Annotated in this window: 15 protein-coding genes; 7 read left to right on the top strand and 8 right to left on the bottom strand. The window is 70.8% G+C overall.

The annotated features are described in order from the left end of the window. Positions 1–71 precede the first annotated feature (71 nt). The 4 genes from ACGFJ7_RS44530 to ACGFJ7_RS44545 all read left to right on the top strand — a co-directional run bounded on the left by ACGFJ7_RS44530 (position 72) and on the right by ACGFJ7_RS44545 (position 5546). Entirely contained in the window at positions 72–1934 is a 1863-nt protein-coding gene (locus ACGFJ7_RS44530) for a glycoside hydrolase family 15 protein (protein ID WP_392648296.1), read from the top strand. Then, positions 1931–2704, top strand: coding sequence for a SigB/SigF/SigG family RNA polymerase sigma factor (locus tag ACGFJ7_RS44535; protein ID WP_360257838.1), 774 nt, complete (start codon positions 1931–1933; stop codon positions 2702–2704). Before ACGFJ7_RS44530 ends, ACGFJ7_RS44535 begins: the two co-directional genes overlap by 4 nt. A 28-nt stretch (positions 2705–2732) precedes the next feature. Then, complete coding sequence (locus ACGFJ7_RS44540; protein WP_360257836.1) at positions 2733–3110, top strand: YccF domain-containing protein; 378 nt, start codon at positions 2733–2735, stop codon at positions 3108–3110. Positions 3111–3227: 117 nt separating this feature from the next. Next, positions 3228–5546, top strand: coding sequence for an FdhF/YdeP family oxidoreductase (locus tag ACGFJ7_RS44545; protein WP_392648300.1), 2319 nt, complete (start codon positions 3228–3230; stop codon positions 5544–5546). On the opposite strand, the gene ACGFJ7_RS44550 is transcribed toward ACGFJ7_RS44545, so the two are convergent. The 8 genes from ACGFJ7_RS44550 to ACGFJ7_RS44585 form a co-directional block, all read right to left on the bottom strand. Beyond that, positions 5530–5826 (bottom strand): hypothetical protein, encoded by a 297-nt coding sequence (locus ACGFJ7_RS44550; RefSeq protein WP_360257832.1) that lies wholly within the window; start codon positions 5824–5826, stop codon positions 5530–5532. The genes ACGFJ7_RS44545 and ACGFJ7_RS44550 overlap by 17 nt on opposite strands. A 1047-nt stretch (positions 5827–6873) precedes the next feature. Then, positions 6874–7335, bottom strand: a complete 462-nt coding sequence (locus ACGFJ7_RS44555) for a hypothetical protein (protein ID WP_392648301.1) — start codon at positions 7333–7335, stop codon at positions 6874–6876. 544 nt (positions 7336–7879) lie between these two features. Further along, positions 7880–8779, bottom strand: a complete 900-nt coding sequence (locus ACGFJ7_RS44560) for a TolB family protein (protein ID WP_392648303.1) — start codon at positions 8777–8779, stop codon at positions 7880–7882. 71 nt (positions 8780–8850) lie between these two features. Continuing rightward, positions 8851–9537: an SDR family NAD(P)-dependent oxidoreductase gene (locus ACGFJ7_RS44565; protein WP_392648306.1), complete on the bottom strand. Its 687-nt coding sequence runs from the start codon at positions 9535–9537 to the stop codon at positions 8851–8853. A gap of 93 nt (positions 9538–9630) precedes the next feature. Next, positions 9631–10818, bottom strand: a complete 1188-nt coding sequence (locus tag ACGFJ7_RS44570; protein ID WP_392648308.1) for a M20 family metallopeptidase — start codon at positions 10816–10818, stop codon at positions 9631–9633. Positions 10819–10902: 84 nt separating this feature from the next. Further along, complete coding sequence (locus ACGFJ7_RS44575; protein ID WP_392648311.1) at positions 10903–12681, bottom strand: hypothetical protein; 1779 nt, start codon at positions 12679–12681, stop codon at positions 10903–10905. 29 nt (positions 12682–12710) lie between these two features. Then, positions 12711–14204 carry a glycerol kinase GlpK gene (gene glpK, locus ACGFJ7_RS44580; protein WP_392648313.1) on the bottom strand — a complete coding sequence of 498 codons (1494 nt, stop codon included), beginning with the start codon at positions 14202–14204 and terminating at the stop codon, positions 12711–12713. A gap of 21 nt (positions 14205–14225) precedes the next feature. Further along, a complete protein-coding gene (locus ACGFJ7_RS44585) occupies positions 14226–14978 on the bottom strand; it encodes an IclR family transcriptional regulator (protein ID WP_360257814.1) in 753 nt (250 codons plus the stop codon). Between the two features lie 123 nt (positions 14979–15101). Here ACGFJ7_RS44585 and ACGFJ7_RS44590 point away from each other — a divergent pair, with 123 nt between their 5' ends. Genes ACGFJ7_RS44590 through ACGFJ7_RS44600 form a run of 3 tightly spaced genes read left to right on the top strand, consistent with a single transcriptional unit; the run spans position 15102 to position 19145 of the window. Beyond that, entirely contained in the window at positions 15102–15935 is an 834-nt protein-coding gene (locus ACGFJ7_RS44590; protein ID WP_360257812.1) for an MIP/aquaporin family protein, read from the top strand. Continuing rightward, complete coding sequence (gene glpK, locus ACGFJ7_RS44595; RefSeq protein WP_360257809.1) at positions 15928–17445, top strand: glycerol kinase GlpK; 1518 nt, start codon at positions 15928–15930, stop codon at positions 17443–17445. The genes ACGFJ7_RS44590 and glpK (ACGFJ7_RS44595) overlap by 8 nt, the downstream gene beginning before the upstream one ends. Next, a complete protein-coding gene (locus tag ACGFJ7_RS44600) occupies positions 17442–19145 on the top strand; it encodes a glycerol-3-phosphate dehydrogenase/oxidase (protein ID WP_392648443.1) in 1704 nt (567 codons plus the stop codon). The genes glpK (ACGFJ7_RS44595) and ACGFJ7_RS44600 overlap by 4 nt, the downstream gene beginning before the upstream one ends. The last annotated feature ends 40 nt before the right edge of the window (positions 19146–19185 follow it).

Genomic DNA, 19185 nt, shown 5'->3' on the forward strand with positions numbered 1-19185 from the left:
ATGAGGCGACGGGGCGGAGAACGACTCATGCTGCTCGTGACCTTGTACCGCTCGGCCACGCGGAGGCCGCCATGTCCGACCACCCGATTGCCGATCACGGACTGATCGGCGACCTCCAGACGGCGGCGCTGATCGCCGTCGACGGCACCCTCGACTGGTTCTGTGCGCCGCGCTTCGACTCGCCCAGCGTCTTCGGGGCGCTGCTCGACCCCGATCGCGGCGGCCGGTTCGCGATCCGGCCCGCCACCGACGACTACACCGCCAAACAGCTCTACCTGCCCGACACCGCCGTGCTCGTCACCCGCTTCATGACAGCCGGCGGCGTGGGCGAGGTCGTCGACTTCATGCCGATCGACGGCGGCGAGAAGAGACACCGCCTGGTCCGGCTGGTCCGCTGTGTCCGCGGCGAGATGGCCTTCTCGATCGAGGTGTCGCCGCGCTTCGACTACGCCCGCGAGTCGTTCGAGACCCGGATGGCCGACGACGGCGTCCTCTTCGAGGGACCCCGCAGCGCGCTGACGGTCCGGCTGATCCGCGAGCCCACCGACCGGCGCACCGAGGCGCGGGTCGACGCCGAGGGCGACATCCACGCGGAGCTGCGGCTGAGCGCCGGCGAGGTGCGCGGCGCGCTGCTCGAGACCGGCGTCACCGGTCCCCTGGAGGCCGTCCGGGTGTCCGAGGCGCTGCGGCTGTTCGACCAGACCGTCGACTTCTGGGAGTCCTGGCTGGGCCGCTGCACCTACACCGGCCGCTGGCGCGAGATGATCAACCGGTCGGCGATAACCCTCAAACTCATGACGTACGCCCCCACGGGCGCGCTGATCGCCGCGCCCACCGCGGCCCTGCCCGAGCAGATCGGCGGCGAACGGAACTGGGACTACCGCTACACGTGGGTCCGCGACGCGTCGTTCTCGGTGTATTCGCTGCTCTCGCTCGGCTTCAGCGACGAGGCGTGGGCGCTCGCCGCCTGGCTGCGCGACCGGGTCGACGAGCAGACCGAGAAGAACGGCGGCGGCCCGCTGCAGATCATGTACCGGGTCGACGGGTCGAGCGACCTGAGCGAGGAGATCCTGCCGCACTGGAGCGGCTATCGGGGCTCGGCCCCGGTGCGGATCGGCAACGGCGCGGCCGGTCAGCTTCAGCTCGACATCTACGGCGAGGCGATGGACAGCATCTACGTCGCCGGGCGCAACGGGCTGGCCCCCGGGCACCAGGGCTGGCTGGCCATCCGCGACCTGCTCGACTGGGTCGCGGCGAACTGGTCGCAGCCCGAGGAGGGCATCTGGGAGACCCGCGGCGGCCGGCAGGACTTCACCTACGGCCGGCTGATGTGCTGGGTCGCGCTCGACCGGGGCCTGCGGATGGCCGCCGAGCACGGCCGCCCGGCGCCGCTGGAGACGTGGCGGCGCGAGCGTGACGCCATCTACACCGAGGTGATGACGCGCGGCTGGAGCCCGGAACGGCAGGCGTTCCGGCAGCACTACGGCACCGAGGTGCTCGACTCGTCGCTGCTGCGCATGCCGACCGTCGGCTTCATCACGCCGGCCGATCCGCGCTGGGTCTCCACGCTCAAGGCCATGGAGAAGGAGCTGGTCACCGACAGCCTGGTCTACCGGTACGACCCGGCGGCCTCACCGGACGGCCTCCAGGGCTCCGAGGGCACGTTCTCGCTGTGCACCTTCGCGTACGTCTCCGCCCTGGCCGCCGCCGGCGAGCTCGACCGGGCCCGGCTCACCTTCGAGAAGATGCTGACGTACGCCAATCACCTCGGCCTGTTCTCCGAGGAGATCGGGCTCACCGGCGAACAGCTCGGCAACTTCCCGCAGGCGTTCACCCACCTGGCCCTGATCGACGCCGCGGTCACCCTCGACCGGGAGCTCGACCGGCACCCCCGGGCCGCGGCCCGCCGGCACACGGCGATGCCGGCCCGATGACCGCCGTCACCACCGCGCCACCGGCGTTCGGCCGGGACGCCCGCGACCTGGTGGCCGCGGTCGCCCGGCTGTCCTCCCGGCATCCGGCCTACCCGGCCCTGCGGGCGCGGGCGATCGAGGCGTGGCTGTCGCTGGCCCGGCACCTGGCCTACCGCTACATCGGCCGCGGCGAACCGGCCGAGGACCTGATCCAGGTGGCCGCGCTGGGCCTGGTCAAGGCGGTCGACCGGTACGACGGGTCGCGTGGCGTCGAATTCACCACGTTCGCCGTACCGACCATCGTCGGCGAGCTGAAGAGGCATTTCCGGGACCGTACGTGGTCGGTGCGGGTGCCGCGCCGCCTGCAGGAACTGCGCTCGGCCCTCGCCGAGGCCGACAACGACCTCACCCACCGCCTCGGCCGCCGCCCGAGCGTGGCCGACCTGGCCGAGGACCTGCGGATCGGCGTCGAGGAGGTGATCGAGGGCATGGAGGGCGCCGGCGCGTACACGGCGGCCAGCCTCTCCGCGCCGGCCGGCGCGGACGGCGAGTCCGACCTGGGTTCCACCCTCGGCGTCGAGGAGCGCGGGTACGCGATGGTCGACCTGCGCCTGGCCCTCGGCCCGGCCCTGGACACCCTCGACGAGCGGGAACAGCGCATCCTGGCCCGCGACTTCTACGGCAACCTGACCCAGCGCCAGATCGCCGAGCTCGAGGGCATCTCCCAGATGCACGTCTCCCGCCTGCGCACCCGGGCTCTCGGCAAGCTCCGCCGGTACCTCGAGCTCTGACCCGCTGGCGTCCGGCGGTCATGATGGAGTGGTGCGACTGATCCTGAACGTCCTCTGGTTCATCTTCGGCAGCGGTTTCGTGCTGGCCATCGCGTACGGGGTCGCGGCACTGATCTGCTTCGCGCTGATCGTCACTATCCCGTTCGGGGTGGCCGCGCTGCGGCTCGCCGTGTACTCGCTGTGGCCGTTCGGGCGGACGATCGTCAGCCGCCCGGACGCCGGCGTCGCCTCCGGCCTGGCCAACATCCTGTGGGTCGTGCTGGCCGGCTGGTGGCTGGCCCTGAGCCACATCGTCGCCGGCGTCGCCCAGTGCGTCACCATCATCGGCATCCCGTTCGGCGTCGCCAACTTCAAACTGGTGCCGGCCGCCTTCTGGCCGCTGGGCCGCGAGATCGTCGACCTGTGACGCTCGGCAGGTTTGAAAAGTGGCGTCCAGCCTGACCAGGGGCTTGATCAACTGCGTCGGCACCGATGTGACGGCGGCCCTATGCAGCGTTTCGGGGCCGCCAGTTGTCTAGTAGGTATGGACGAGTTGAGGGGCCAGGGCGCGCCCGGTTCGCAGGCGCCCGGCTGCGGCCCGGGCGGCGCCGGGGCGGTCGCCCAGCGCGACTACACGCACCCGTCGGCGGGCTGGGGTGCGGCGCGGTCGGTGGGCCAGGTGCTGGCGCGCAGCCGCGAGCCGGTCACCGGTGTGCGGGCGATGCTGAAGATGAACCAGGAGAACGGCGGCTTCGACTGCCCCGGCTGCGCGTGGCCCGACGACCCGAAAGGCCTGCATCTCGACCTGTGTGAGAACGGCATCAAGCACGTCACGTGGGAGATGACCGGCAAGCGTACCGACCGGGCCTTCTTCGCCCGTCACACCGTGACCGAGCTGTCGGGCTGGAGCGACTACGCTCTGGAGAACCAGGGCCGGCTCACCGAGCCGATGCGCTACGACGCGGCCACCGACAAGTACGTGCCGATCGGCTGGGACGAGGCGTTCGCCCTGGCCGGGCGCCATCTGCGGGCGCTCGGCAGCCCGGACGAGGCCGCCTTCTACACCTCGGGGCGGCTGGCCAACGAGGCCACCTTCCTCTACCAGCTGTGGGTGCGCGAGTTCGGCACGAACAACCTGCCCGACTGCTCGAACATGTGCCACGAGGCGAGCGGCCGGGCGCTGACCGCGTCGATCGGCACCGGCAAGGGCACCGTCGACATCACCGACTGGGAAAAAGCCGGCCTGATCTGGGTCATGGGCGTCAACGCGGCGTCGAACGCGCCCCGCATGCTGACGGCGCTGTCCGACGCGTACAAGCGAGGCGCCACGATCGTCCACGTCAACCCGCTGGTCGAGGCCGCCTCGCGGCGCACCATCGTGCCGCACGAGTTCCTGGCCATGGGCACCTTCCACGCGACACCGACCGGCAGCATGGACGTGCAGCCGCGGATCGGCGGCGACCTGGCGCTGGTGCGCGGCGTGGCCAAGGTGGTGTTCGAGCGCGACGCCCTCGACCACGAGTTCCTGGCCCGCCACACGACCGGGCTGGCGACCTACAAGGCGCGCTGCGCGGGCACCTCGTGGGCGGAGATCGTCGAGGCGTCCGGGGTCGACGAGGCGACCATCCGCAGGCTCGCCGACTCCTACATCGCGGCCAACCGCACCATCATCTCGTGGTGCCTCGGCGTCACCCAGCAGGACCACGGTGTCGACACGGTTCGTGAGATCGTCAACCTGTTGCTGCTGCGCGGCAACATCGGGCGCGAGGGCGCCGGCCCGTGCCCGATCCGCGGCCACAGCAACGTGCAGGGCAACCGGACCTGCGGCATCGACCACCGGCCCTCCCCCGCCTTCCTCGACAGGCTGGCCGAGGTCTGCGAGATCGATCCGCCGCGTGCGCACGGGCTCGACACCGTCGCCACGCTGCGGGCCATGAACGAGGGCCGGGTGAAGGTCTTCGTCGGCATGGGCGGCAACTTCGCGATGGCGGCGCCGGACACGGCGTACACCATCGCCGGTCTCCGCAAGTGCGCCCTGACCGTGCACGTCAGCACCAAGCTCAACCGCAGCCATCTGGTCCACGGCGCGGACGCGCTCATCCTGCCCTGCCTGGGCCGCACGGAGCGTGACGTGCAGGCGTCGGGCGAGCAGGTGATCACCGTCGAGGACTCGATGAGCATGGTCCACGCGTCCCGGGGCCATCGCCGGCCGGCGTCACCAAACCTGCTCTCCGAGCCGGCCATCATCGCCGGCCTGGCCCAGGCCTCACTGCCCGGCAGCCGTACGCCGTGGAAGCAGTACGTGGCGGACTACGACCGCATCCGGGACACCATGGCCCGGGTGCTCGACGGCTTCGAGGGCGTGAACCACCGGGCGCGGCAGCCGCACGGCTTCCGCCTCCGGCAGCCGGCCCGCGAGCGCGTGTGGCTCACCCCGACCGGCCGGGCCGCGTTCTCCGACAGCGACGTGCCGGCCCTCGACCCCGGCGACGGCTGCCTGATGCTGGGAACGATGCGCTCGCACGACCAGTGGAACACCACCGTCTACTCGGACAACGACCGCTACCGCGGCCTGAGCAACCTGCGGACCGCCGTCTTCCTCAACCGCGACGACATGCGGCGGCTCGGCCTGTCCGAGTTCGATCGGGTTGACGTCACGTCGTACGCCAAGGACGGCACGACCCGCAGCGTCTACGGCTACCGCGCGGTCGCCTACGACATCCCGCCCGGCAACGCCGCCGGCTACATGCCGGAGATGAACGTGCTGTGCGCGGCCGGCGACTACAGCCCGCAGAGCGGCCAGCCGCTGATGAAGCACCTGCGCGTGAAGGTGCGCAAGGCGGAGGTCACATCGAGCGAATGAGGGCGACGGCCCAGCTCATCCGGCGGGCCGCGGCCTCCGGGTGCTCCCCCGACTCCTCGGCCAGCCGGGCCGCGCAGCCGCGGATCCCGAGCGCCCGGAGCGTGACCGTGATGGCGGCCCGCGCCTGCTCCGCCGAGGGCTGGTCGGAGGGCTGAAGCCGCGACGCGAACAGCGCCTCGGCCCGGGCGGTGTCGAACGTGGTCCGCACGGCGGGCCTCCGTACGGCGAAACGGATGCGCTGGGGTGTCGCCTCGCTCTTGCTGCGGGTCATGGTCGACATGTCAGTTACCCTCGTCCTTCCGCGCGCGGATGTCATCGAGGCCAGCGCCCACCCCCGCCTACCAGCCAGCAGGAACCCCACCTAGATCGAACGGCACCACGCACAGCCCGGCCCGCGTCATGGCCGGCCGCCGCCCCTGCCCACGGTCGCCGCGTTCTCCCCCCGCGCAAACGATTCGGCCGACAACGAGATGGTGGTCAGCGGAGGGCAGGCCTGAGCGACCATCGCACGCAGCGGAACCACTTCCGGCGGGCGCCACAATCCGGCCGTGGCGGCGGAGGGTGTTTCCCTGCACGAGATCGGCCGAGCCCCGCCTTCCGACGCCCTGACCGGCCGTTTCGAGGTGCCGGACGGAGATGCCACTCTCATCGAGGCCGGCCGCTCAAGGACGCACGCCGGTCCGTCCGGCCCGGAACTCGGCCGGGGCGACGCGCCGGATCTGTCGGCCCGGAACTCGGCCAGGGCGACGCGCCGGATCCGTCGGTCTGGAACTCGGCCAGGGCGACGCGCCAGATCCGTCGGCCGGCACTCGAGGGTGTGCGAGGCGCCGATTGAAGCGGCCTACGCGCGGCACGAGCTCCGCTCTCCCATCAGCCGTTGGGCGCTCGTCCTTTCGGTCGGCGACGCCGCTGCCCTCCCGAGTACTCCAGCCATCCTCGGCGCGAGGACAGCAGGTGCGGCATCCCGGGCAGGCGGCTACGTCGTCCTCGGCGGGTGGAGCGGCCCAGAGGGTGCCCGGGTGGGCGCACCCAGCGCGGGCCGCGCCGGCCCTGATCGCCACACCGGCCGACGGCGCGCCGGCCAAGAGCGCACCGATCGAGAGCACGCCGGCCAAGAGCATCGCGATGACCAACGGCGCGCCGGCCGGGAGTGTCGCGATAGCCGGTGGCCTCGCGATAACCGTCGGCCTCGCGATAACCGAGAGCGTCGCGATAACCGACGGGCGTCGCGATAACCGACGGGCGTCGCGATAACCGACGGGCGTCGCGATGGCCGACGGCCTCGCGATGGCCGAGAGTGTCGCGATGACCGTCGGGATGGGGGCCGCTACGGGGAACTCAGCTGCTCTGTCAGCCGGTCCAGACCGTTTCTGATCAGGCGGCCGTAGTCGGTGTCGCCGAGGGCGCCGATTTCCTCTCGGGCCCGCGCGAGGTGTTCGCGGGCTCGGGTGAAGTCGCCGAGGCGGCGGTGGCAGTCGGCCAGGCTCAGGTGCAGGGACGGGCGGAGGGCGGCCACCGACAGCGGCACCCCGGCCTCGGCCACCCGGTCGTCGGTGAGCCGGGCGGCCGCCGCCAAGGCCCGCTCGTCCCAGAGCAGTTCCTGGTGGACGTCGTCCTGCACGTCGGCCGCCGAATGCGCCAGCACGCACACGTGCAGCGGGTCGCCCTGTTCGCCGCCGATCTCGGTCCAGAGGCGTGCGAACATCTCGCGGGCGGCGTCCCTGTCGCCGCGCGCGTGGTGTGTCGCGACCGCCTCGCCGATGCGGTCGAGGGTGGGATCGGTCGTCACCCGTACCAGTGTGAACGCGCCGTCAAAAGCATCCCGGGCCGCGTTAGAAGAGCGTCAAAGCCGTGATGCCGTACGGGATCAACGATGTTGACTCGGAATGTGAACGGTGAGGTGGGTCCCGGTGAACCGATGGTGTGGGCGACGTCGACGGGAGCGGTCCTCGCCGGTTTGGCGATCCTGTCGTGGGAGTCCCACGACGTCCCCGGTATGGCCGGCGCGGAAATGCTGGTGCCGTCCCGCGGGCACGCCCCTCTGACCACGCTCGGTGTCGGCGCTCTGGTACTCGCCCTGCAACTGTTTCTGCTGCACCGCTTCCGCCGCACCACCCACCGCGCGGTCCTGACCGCGACGGCGGCCCTGGCGGTGCTGATCTGCGCGGCGCTGCTGATGACCGGCCCACCAGGCCCTGCGGATGCGCTCCCCGAGGCACGAATCACTCGACTCGCTGCTGCTGCGCGGCCAGGCCGCCGCGGTCAGCTACGAGCCGGAGCCGGGCGGAGAAGTGCCGTGGGGCCTTGCGGCCCCACGGCACGGAGGGTGGACGTCAGGACTGCGCGCGCCAGCTGGTCGGGATGCCGGGTACGCCGACCGCGTGCCGGTGCTTGCCGGCCGCGTCGACGACGTAGACCTGCGGGTTGACCCGCACCGGGTAGCTTTCGCCGCTGTCCGGATCGGTGACCTGCTGCACCTCGCTCTCGCTGTAGGCCAGCCACTTGCCGTCAGCCGACCAGACGACGTTGTCCTCCGCCACGTCCGGCGTGTTCGTGACCTGCTTCTTCGCGCCGGTGGTGGCGTCGACGAACCACAGGTCGTCGCCCGACGAGACCGCCAGCTTGCTGCTCTTCGGGTTCCAGTCCACGTCGTCGGCGGTCGACAGGTCGCTCACCTGGCGGCTGGCGGAACCGTCCGCCTTCCACACGTGCAGGCCCGGGTCGACCCGGCCGGCGGTGGCGATCCGCTTGCCCTGCGGAGCCCACGAAAAGCTCAGATTCGTGCCATCGTTGTTCGCGCCCGTGATGGGCGTGAGCGGACCACCGAAGTCCCTCTTGTAGATGTCACCGCAGGCCTCGAAGCCGATGGTGGTGCCGTTCGGCGACCAGCGGGGACTGGAGGGACCGCACGGTGCCTGACTGAACGGCTGCGCTCCCGTCCCGTCCGCGGCGGCCGTGTAGACGGTGGGGAAGAAATCGTCCGGGCCCTGGGTGACGTACGCGATGCGCTGGCCGTCCGGGGAGTAGTCGGGCGACGAGTACCACGAGACGTTCAGGTTGAGGTCGGTGAGCGCACTGCCGTCGGGCCGGACGCTCTGCACCGGGCCACTGCCGCGCGGCGAGTCCACCGTGCGGATGAACAGGAGGCGGCCTTGGGGCTGGGCTGAGGGGGCGGCGCTGGCAACGGCCGGCATGCCGGCGAGGAAAGCCGTGATCGCCCCCGCGACGATCATGATTCTGTTCCTTTGCATATCCAAGATCCTGACACTCCATGGTGTACGCCCGCTACCCCGCTCACGCACGGTCACCAGTGCAGATCGGAACCGTCCAGGGACAGGTAGCGCGGCGAGGTGGTCTCGGTGCTGTCCAGCAGGTGGGCGAGGCGGGCGGCCGCGACCTCGGCCGGGGTGGTGGCGTCGGCGGCGCCCATGGCGGTGGTCAGGGCTCCCGGATGGACGGCCCAGCAGCGGACCCGGCCGGCCAGTTCCGCCGCGAGGGCGATGGTCAGCATGTTCTGGGCGGCCTTCGAAACGCGGTACGCGTAACTGGTCCCGCGGCCGGCGAAGTCGCCGGCGGCCTGGGCGGAGAGCGAGCCGAGCCGGGAGGACACGTTGACGATCAGCGGGGCCGGGGCGGCGAGCAAGCCGGGCAGCAACGCCTGGGCCAGGCGCAGCGGGCCGGCCACGTTGACGTCGACGCTGTCGAGGATGGTCCGCGGGTCGGTGTCGGCCAGGGGACGGGCCGGCGCCCCGATCCCGGCGTTGTTGACCAGGGCGTCGACCGGCCGATCCCCGACCGCGCCGAGCAGGGCCGCGCCCACCGGTTCCCGAACGTCCTGCACCACCACCGTGACCCGCTCCCGGCCCAGGGCCGCCGCCGCGGCCTCGGTGCGCACACACGCGACGACCTCCCACGCCTGCCCGGCGAGGTGGCCGACCAGTGCCGCCCCCAAGCCGCGCCCGGCGCCGGTGACCACCGCCAGCCGCGTCACGCGGAACGTCCCACGGAAACCGGTCGAGCGTCAGCAAGCACGCACTGACCCAACCCGGCATCCGGCGGCGCGAGCAAGAGGAAGTGCGTCTGTTCACAGCCCCGCGGCGCGGCGGGTGAGCCAACTGGACATGACTCGCACGCCGTGGGTGATGGCCCGTTCGTCGGGGTCGAAGGTGGCGAAGTGCGGAAAGCTGGTCTCGATGCCCGCGTGCGGGCGGCGGACGCCCAGGAAGGAGTACGTGCCGGGCAGGCGGTTGAGGAACAGGGCGAAATCCTCGCCGCTGAACGGCAGGGCGGCGCGGATCGTGCGGACCCGGGAGCGGCCGGCCGTGCGCTCAAGGTGCTGTTCGAGGGCTTCGGCGTCGGGGCGGGGACACACCATCGCGGGGAACGGGTCGGCCGGGAACGTGACGGCGGCGCGCGCCTTCTCACGGATCTTGGCGCGGATCTCCGGGTGGCGGGAGGCGGGCCAGCAGCGGTAGGAGAACTGGACCTCGTTCCCCACCGCCCGGGCCTGGGCGACGACGAAACGGGACAGCGGGCCGTCCGGTTTCTGAATGTCGGCGACCATGCGGGACAGGTCCCTCGGCGTGACCGGGCGAGCGACCGTACTCAAGGAATTGATGTCGGCGGCCAACGCGGTCGCGGCCTCCGGAGTCGGGAGGGTGACCGAGCCCCGGTCCTGGCCCGGCAGGCCGGTGCCGGGGGTGACGGCGAGGTCGCCGACCGGGAACGGGCCGCAGTGCAGGGCGTGGATCTCACTGGCGCGGATCAGGTCGAGCACGCCGGCGGCCAGCATGGCGGCGGCGCCCTTCAGGCTCTCCTCGGCGGGCTGGAACACGAACGCGACGGTGCCCGCGACCGGGCGCCGGGCCAGGGTGGTGGCGATGCCGACGCCGATCGTCGTGTGCAGGTCGTGGCCGCAGAGATGGGCGGGAGCGTCGCCGCCGCCCATCTGGTCGGACGGCGGCACGGCGTCCATGTCGGCCCGGTAGGCGACAGTACGGCCGGGGCGCTCGCCGCGCAGGATCGCGACGACGCCGTGGCCGCCGACACCGGTGGTGACCTCCAGGCCGGCAGCGCGGAGGCGCCGGGCCACCACGGAGGCGGTCCGCTCCTCCTGCCCAGGTCCTTCCGGATGAGCGTGCAGGTCGCGGCGCAGGGCTATCAGGTCGGCGCCGGGACGGGTGGTGGCGAGGGCGGGTGACGGCAGGGCGGCGGCCACGCCGGCGGCGGCAGCGCCACCGAGGAACAGGCGTCGGCTTACGGTGTGCGACATGCCCATCAGCCTGCCGGGGAGGACCCGGGCGGCACACTGATGCCAGACCCCCTGAACGGGGTATACCTAGCCCTACCTCAGGCCCTACTCCCGATCCTTGATGTCGAACTCGCTCCGCTTGACTCCGGAGAGGAACTGGTGCCAGTCGTCCAGCCCGACCACGACGAGGGAGTTGTCGGGAGCCTTGCCGTCCCGGATGTAGACCACCCCGTTCCCGTAGCCGATGAGCACCCCGCCGGTACCGGTATGAGAGCTCGAATGCCGCCAGGTGATCGAGTCGTCCTGAACGACCCGGTCGTCCACCCGGAAGACGTCCGGCTGGAAGATCTCCTCCCGCAGCCGGGCCTCCGCCGCCGGATCCGGACCGTGCTCGACGGCGAACCTCGGTATGAGCTCCCGGACCCGCGGCTCGGCCGGCGGGGCGGTCTCGGCGAAGCTTCCGTAGTCGATACGGAGCAGGTCGTACGAGGCCTGCGACTCCGGATCGCGCGTGTAGCCGCGTTTCACGACGTGGATGAGCCGATCGTCGACGAGTCGCGCCAGATTCGCCGATCGGGTGTCGATCTCACGGACCAGGAAGAAGCCGGAGGAGCCTCTGGCCGCGACCTGTTCCACTATGTCGTCGAGAAGTCTGCGCTGCACCGGGCTGGCGTTGATCTGAGGAAGCTTGACCGTCAGGTAGTGCTTCCGCGCCGCCTCGCCGATGTCCTGGACCGTGATTCTCTTGCCGAGACTCCGCTGAGCCGCCCGGGCCACGATGGCTATGGCGTCCCGGGGTACGCCGTTGGCCGCCACCGCCAGCTGGGCCACCACGTCATGCCCGGTGAAGAGCGCCTGCGTCAGTTCCTCGACCGAACCGACGCTTCCACCCTCATCAGCCAGCACACCGTTGAGGTGATTGAGGAGCAGCGCCCCGTAGAAATGGAACGCACGTCGTTCGTCCTCGAGTCCGTCGATGTTGTCGAGGAACATGGCGAACTCGTCCAGATCGAGAATGGGGAATATCTCGGCGCCGACCTCGACCCCGACGTAGCTTCCCGGCGTGACAGTGGCACGCCACTCCGTACGCTGCGGAATGGCGGCGATCCTGACCGTCACCTTGGGTATGGTGAAGAACAAGCGCCGCAGCATCTCGCCGAGATAGGGCTGTAGCGCCACCGGAATCGAGTTCCACTCGTCGATGATCAGCCAGATACGCTTGGCCGGAATGCTTGCGAAGATGCTCCTGAAAAGTGGCGCTATGGCACCGAAATGTACACGCGTCCGGACCGGCCCGCTGGCTTTGCGACGACCCGCGCTCGCCTGCTTGCGAGTCGTTCCGCCGCTGGCGGCGAATCCCACCTCCGGCGACTTGCTGATCTTGGCGTTGAGGGAGCCGGACGACGACGAACCCCATTCGTCAGTACTGGACGTCTCGGCCTCGGCGGCCTGATTGACGATCACCTCGGACAGATGATCCAGCACCCTTTCCAGGGTTGATATGTCCGGACCGGGTGCTCCGGCGAGCGCACTTTCCAGAAGCTGGTGATGGACGATCGAGATCGCGTCGACCAGCAGCCGGGTGGCCCTTTCCGCTACGGGATAGTCATCGTCGGAGTAGAGACTCCCCGTGCTTCCCAGGTCGGTCGACATGTCGATGTAGATGACCGCGTCGCCCTCGAGTCGTCTTTTCTCGGCGAGATAGCGGGAGGCGTGTGTCTTCCCCGCACCCCGGCGGCCATAGATGATGCCGTTATCCCGGCTGGTGAGCGCGGCGACGAGAGTGGGGTCGTTGACATAGGTCGCTATCACATCACTGGGCTCGAGGCGCTCGGCGCGCTTGTCCACGTCTTGAAGAGCTCTGAGCAGGCGACCGATCTCCACTGCGCACTCCTTTGGCCGATGAGGAACAACTATGAGGGCCGGGTCCAGTCGAAGGTGCGCTCGACGGCGCGCTGCCAGTTGCGGTACTCGGTGACTCGCACCGCCGGGTCCATGGTGGGCAGCCACTGGGCGGCCCGGTGCCAGTTCTGCCGTAGGCCCTCCAGGTCGGGCCAGTAGCCGACGGCCAGGCCGGCCGCGTACGCCGCGCCCAGCGACACCGTCTCGGCGGCCAGTGGGCGGACCACCGGCACGTCCAGGACGTCGGCTATCGACTGCATGAGCAGGTTGTCGGCCGTCATGCCGCCGTCGACGCGCAGCGTGGTCAGGTCGAGGCCGGAGTCGGCGTTCATCGCGTCCACCACCTCGCGGGTCTGCCACGCGGTCGCCTCCAGCACGGCGCGGGCCAGATGCCCCTTCGTGATGTACGAGGTCAGGCCCACGATCACGCCGCGTGCCTCACTGCGCCAGTACGGTGCGTACAGGCCGGAGAACGCCGGCACGATGTAGCAGCCGCCGTTGTCGGCGACCGTGCGGGCCAGCGTCTCGATCTCGGGCGCGCTGGCGATCAGCTCGAGCTGGTCGCGGAACCACTGGACCAGCGAACCGGTGATCGCTATGGAGCCTTCCAGCGCGTACGCGGCCGGTCCGCCCTCGATCTGATAGGCCACCGTGCTGAGCAGTCCGTGCGTCGAGCGCACCAGCTCCTGGCCCGTGTTCAGGAGCAGAAAACTTCCGGTCCCGTACGTACATTTCGCCTCGCCCGGGGAGAAGCACGTCTGCCCGAACAGCGCGGCCTGCTGGTCGCCGAGGGCGGCCCCGATCCGTACCCCCGGAAAGCCCGCGACGGCCGTGCCGAACACGCCGACCGAGGGCCGGATCTCGGGCAGCATGGCCCGCGGGACGCCGAAGAACTCGAGGGCCGCCGGCGACCAGTCGAGGCTGTGCACGTCGAGCAGCATCGTGCGGCTGGCGTTGGTGACGTCGGTGACGTGCAGGCCGCCGGTGAGTTTCCAGATCAGCCAGGTCTCCATGGTGCCGAACAGGATCTCGCCGCGTTCGGCGCGGTCGCGCAGGTCGGGGCGCTGGTCGAGCATCCAGCGCACGCGCGGGCCGGAGAAGTACGTGGCGATCGGCAGCCCCGAGTCGTGCTCGACCTTTTTCGCGCCCTCGGCGCCGAGCAGGTCCCGTACCAGATCGTCGGTCCTGGTGTCCTGCCAGACGATCGCATGGCCGACGGGTAGGCCGGTGTCGCGCTCCCAGAGCAGTGTCGTCTCGCGCTGGTTGGCGATGCCGAGCGCGGCCACCTGGTCGGCGGTGATGCCGGCGTTGCGCAGGGCCTCGGGCGCCAGCTTCTCGACGTTGCGCCAGATCTCGGCGGCGTCGTGCTCCACCCAGCCCGGCTTCGGGTAGTACTGCTTGTGCTCGTGCTGGGCCAGGGAGACCAGCCGGCCCCGGCGATCGAAGACGATGCACCGGGTGGACGTGGTGCCCTGGTCGATGGCGACCACATAGCGCTCGGTCATGGTTTCCCTCCCAGGGAAGCTTCAGCGTCGGGCGGCTCCGAGGTCGCGGGAGATGGCGCGGGCCGCCTCCCGGACGAGGGCGACGAGGTGCTGGTGCGGGCGGTAGTGGCTGTCGCAGATCCGTTCGACCAGGCCGCTGATGCCGACGGCCCCGACGACCAGGCCGCCGGAGCCGCGGATGGGCGCCGCCACGGCCGCGGTGCCGGGCGTCATCTCCTCGATCTCGAGGCTCCAGCCGGCCTCTCGGACCCGGTGCAGCTCGGCTTCGAGGGCCTCGGCCGTACGGATCGTGCGGCGAGTGAAACGATCCTGCACAAAAGGGGCATAAGCTCGGTAGGCCAGCAGGACCTTGCCGAGCGCGGTCGCGTGCAGGGGCAGGGTGCTGCCGACGTCGAGGGTCTGGAACGTGTCGTCGGGGCGGAACACGTGGTGGACGACGAGGACCTGACCGTCGTGGACGGTGCCCACGCGGACCGCCTCGCCGCTGCGGGCCGCGAGGGGGTCGGCCCAGTTGATGGCGTGCGAGCGCAGCTCGTTGATGTCGAGGTGGCCGTGCCCGAGCTGCAGCAGGGCCGAGCCGAGCCGGTAGTGGCCGGACGAGCGGTCCTGGTCGACGAAGCCGACGTGCCGCAGGGTGGCCAGGATGCCGTGGGCGGTTCCTTTGGCCAGGTCGAGCGAGCGGGCGATCTCGCCCAGCGAGAGCGGGCCCGATTCGCCGGCCAGCAGGCGCAGAACCGCGGCGGCCCGCTCGATGGACTGCACTGTTCCGGGCACGTTGCCGACTCTATGCCACCGCGTGAACATCCACTGTGACGAATGTTCGGCATTGTCGAACGGTCGTCATTGCCCGTGCTCCCCCGGCTACCTAGCGTCCGGTGCATCTTCCAAGGAGGGCACATGGCAGAAAGGCTGAAACTCCCCGGACTATGGGGCGAGCTGGCCGCCGAGTTCGCCGGGACCTTGATCCTCATCCTCTTCGGCGTGGGCGTCGTCGCGCAGGTGGCCGGAGCCGGCATCGGCGACCACGACAGCATCGCCTGGGCCTGGGGCCTCGGCGTGACCCTCGGCGTCTACGTGGCCGCCCGCACCAGCGGGGCCCACCTCAACCCGGCCGTCACCATCGCGCTCGCCGCCTTCAAGGGCTTCGAGTGGCGCAAGGTCGCCCCGTACTCGCTGGCCCAGGTCCTCGGCGCGTTCGTGGCCGCCCTGCTGGTGCGCTGGAACTACACCGAGGTCCTGCACGCGGCCGACCCCGGCCTGACCATCAAGACCCAGGGCGTCTTCTCCACCCTGCCCGGCAACGGCAGCCTGCCGGTCGGCGAGTGGGGCGCCTTCCGCGACCAGATCATCGGCACCGCGATCCTGCTCTTCCTCATCCTGGCCGTCACCGACGCGGCCAACACGGCGCCCCAGGCGAACCTGGCGCCGTTCATCGTCGGCCTCATCGTGGTCGCGATCGGCATGGCGTGGGGCACCAACGCCGGCTACGCGATCAACCCGGCGCGTGACCTCGGGCCGCGACTCGCCAGCTTCCTCACCGGCTACGGTGGCGCCTGGCGCGATCAGACCGGGTATCTCTACTTCTGGATACCGATCGTCGCGCCGATCATCGGCGGCCTGCTCGGTGCCGGACTGTACAAGGTGCTCGTCGGGCGGTTCCTGCCGGCCGACGGCCCGCAGGAGCCGGGTCGCATCCCGGACCAGAGAGTGGAGGAGGCAACCCGTGGCTGACTTCGTCGGCGCCGTGGACCAGGGCACGACCAGCACCCGCTTCATGATCTTCGATCACGGCGGGAACGAGATCGCCCGGCACCAGCTCGAGCACGAGCAGATCCTGCCCCAGGCGGGCTGGGTCGAGCACAACCCGGTGGAGATCCTGGAACGGACCACGACAGTCGTCCGTACGGCCATGCAGAAGGCCAACCTCCAGGCGAGCGACCTGGCCGCGCTCGGCATCACGAACCAGCGCGAGACGGCCGTGGTGTGGGACCGGACCACCGGACGGCCGTACTACAACGCGATCGTCTGGCAGGACACCCGCACCGACCGGATCGCGTCGGCCCTCGACCGCGACGGCCGGGGCGACGTGATCCGCCGCAAGGCCGGCCTGCCCCCGGCCACCTACTTCTCCGGCGGCAAGATCCAGTGGATTCTGGAGAACGTCGACGGCGTACGGGAGGCGGCCGAGCGCGGCGACGCCATCTTCGGCAACACCGACAGCTGGCTGCTGTGGAACATGACCGGCGGTGTCGACGGCGGCCGGCACATCACGGACGTGACGAACGCCAGCCGGACGATGCTGATGGATCTGGAATCTCTGCAGTGGGACGACGAACTGCTGAGCTTCTTCAACATCCCCCGCTCGATGCTCCCGGAGATCCGGCCGTCGTCCGACCCGGACACGTACGGGGTGGCACGCTGGCCCGGCCCGCTCGGCGGCGAGGTGCCGCTGACCGGCGATCTGGGCGACCAGCAGGCGGCGACCGTCGGGCAGGTGTGCTTCTCCCCCGGCGAGGCCAAGAACACGTACGGCACCGGCAATTTCATGCTTCTCAACACCGGGACCGATCTCGTACGCAGTGAGAACGGCCTGCTGACCACAGTCTGTTACAAGTTCGGCAACGCGGCGCCCGTGTACGCCCTGGAAGGCTCGATCGCCGTGACCGGCTCGGCCGTGCAGTGGCTGCGCGACCAGCTCCACGTCATCAAGTCGGCCGCGGAAAGCGAAGCCCTCGCCTCGCAGGTGCCCGACAGCGGCGGCGTCTACTTCGTGCCGGCCTTCTCCGGCCTGTTCGCGCCGTACTGGCGCTCCGACGCCCGCGGCGCCATCGTCGGCCTGTCCCGCTTCAACACCGACGCGCACATCGCCCGGGCCACCCTCGAGTCCATCTGCTACCAGAGCCGCGACGTGGTCGACGCGATGGCGCAGGACTCCGGCGTCACCCTCGACGTGCTCAAGGTCGACGGCGGCATCACCGCCAACAACCTGGCCATGCAGATCCAGGCCGACGTGCTCGGCGTGCCGGTCAGCCGGCCCGTGGTGGCCGAGACGACCGCGCTCGGCGCCGCCTACGCGGCCGGGCTCGCGGTCGGCTTCTGGAAGAACACCGACGAGCTGCGCGCCAACTGGAACGAGTCACAGCGCTGGCAGCCGGCCTGGAACGAGGAACAGCGCAACAGCGGCTACGAGAAATGGAAGAAGGCGGTGCAGCGCACTCTCGACTGGGTGGACGTGGACTGATCATGACTGCTCTGTCACCGGAGTACCGGGAATCGGCGCTGGCTTCGCTGGCCGGCGCCGAGCTCGACGTGCTGGTCGTGGGCGGCGGCGTGGTGGGCGCGGGCTGCGCCCTCGACGCCACCACCCGCGGCCTCACGGTCGGGCTCGTGGAGGCGCGCGACTTCGCGTCGGGCACCTCCAGCCGGTCCAGCAAACTCATCCACGGCGGCCTGCGCTACCTCGAGATGCTCGATTTCGCGCTGGTCCGCGAGGCCCTGCGCGAACGGGGCCTGCTGCTGACCCGGCTGGCGCCCCATCTCGTACGGCCGGTCCGGTTCCTCTATCCGTTGCAGCACCACGCGTGGGAGCGGGTCTACGCGGGCACGGGAGTCACGCTCTACGACACGTTGGCGATGAACGGCGGCCTGCCGCGCCACCGCAACCTGACCCGCCGCGGCGCCCTGCGCGAGTGCCCCGCGCTGAAGAAGGACGCGCTGATCGGCGCCCTGCAGTACTACGACGCCCAGGTCGACGACGCCCGGCACACGATGTTCCTGGCCCGCACGGCGGCCGCCTACGGGGCCCACGTGGCCTCCCGGACCGAGGTCGTGGGATTCCTGCGGGAAGGGGAAAGGGTCACCGGGGTGCGGGTCCACGACCTCGAGCACGACAGGACCTTCGAGGTACGAGCCCAGCAGGTCATCAACGCGACCGGGGTGTGGACCGACGACACGCAGGCCCTGGTCGGCGAGCGCGGCCAGTTCCACGTCCGCGCGTCCAAGGGCATCCACCTGGTCGTACCGCGCGACCGCATCCAGTCGAAGACCGGGCTGATCCTGCGCACGGAGAAGAGCGTGCTCTTCGTGATCCCGTGGGGCCGGCACTGGATCATCGGCACCACCGACACCGACTGGGCCCTCGACAAGGCCCACCCGGCCGCCTCCAGCACCGACATCGACTACCTGCTGGAACACGTCAACACGGTGCTGTCGACCCCGCTGAGCCGGACCGACGTGCAGGGCGTCTACGCCGGCCTGCGCCCGCTGCTGTCCGGCGAGTCGGAGTCGACGTCGCAGCTGTCCCGCGAGCACACCGTGGGCAGCCCGCAGCCCGGCCTGGTCGTGGTGGCGGGCGGCAAGTACACGACGTACCGGGTGATGGCCAAGGACGCCGTGGACGCGTGCGTGCACAACCTGGGCCGCTCGGTCCCGCCCTCCTGCACCCACGACGTCCCGCTGGCCGGCGCCGACGGGTTCGCCGCCCTGTGGAACCGCCGCCGCGTCCTGGCCACCGACTCGGGCCTGCACGTGGCCCGGGTCGAGCACCTGCTGGGCCGCTACGGCACGCTGGTCACCGAGGTCCTCGCCCTCATCGAGGACGACCAGTCGCTGGCCGCGCCGGTCGAGGGGGCCGAGGACTACCTGCGGGCGGAGCTGGTCTACGCGGCCTCGCACGAGGGCGCCCGCCACCTGGAGGACGTCCTGACCCGGCGTACCCGCATCTCGATCGAGACCTTCGACCGCGGCGTGGCCGCCGCCCCGATCGCGGCCTCGCTGGTGGCCGGCGTCCTGGGCTGGACCGAGGACCAGACCACCCGCGAGGTCGAACGCTACCGGCTGCGCGTCGAGGCCGAACGCCGCTCCCAGGAACAACCCGACGACGAGACCGCCGACGCCGCCCGCCTCGGCGCCCCGGAGGTGGTACCCCTGAGCCGGCCTTAGGACCTGCGCACGAAGCGGCCCTCGGGAAGCAGATGCCGCT

Source organism: Actinoplanes sp. NPDC048988, from assembly GCF_043197815.1.
Taxonomy (GTDB): domain Bacteria; phylum Actinomycetota; class Actinomycetes; order Mycobacteriales; family Micromonosporaceae; genus Actinoplanes.

Bases quoted from the DNA above. Each gene is read 5' to 3' on its own strand.
- ACGFJ7_RS44590 (WP_360257812.1), top strand. From the start codon at position 15,102: ATGGCAGAAAGGCTGAAACTCCCCGGACTATGGGGCGAGCTGGCCGCC.
- ACGFJ7_RS44530 (WP_392648296.1), top strand. From the start codon at position 72: ATGTCCGACCACCCGATTGCCGATCACGGACTGATCGGCGACCTCCAG.
- ACGFJ7_RS44570 (WP_392648308.1), bottom strand. From the start codon at position 10,818: ATGTCGCACACCGTAAGCCGACGCCTGTTCCTCGGTGGCGCTGCCGCC.
- ACGFJ7_RS44550 (WP_360257832.1), bottom strand. From the start codon at position 5,826: ATGTCGACCATGACCCGCAGCAAGAGCGAGGCGACACCCCAGCGCATC.
- ACGFJ7_RS44545 (WP_392648300.1), top strand. From the start codon at position 3,228: ATGGACGAGTTGAGGGGCCAGGGCGCGCCCGGTTCGCAGGCGCCCGGC.
- ACGFJ7_RS44535 (WP_360257838.1), top strand. From the start codon at position 1,931: ATGACCGCCGTCACCACCGCGCCACCGGCGTTCGGCCGGGACGCCCGC.
- ACGFJ7_RS44560 (WP_392648303.1), bottom strand. From the start codon at position 8,779: ATGATCGTCGCGGGGGCGATCACGGCTTTCCTCGCCGGCATGCCGGCC.
- glpK (WP_392648313.1), bottom strand. From the start codon at position 14,204: ATGACCGAGCGCTATGTGGTCGCCATCGACCAGGGCACCACGTCCACC.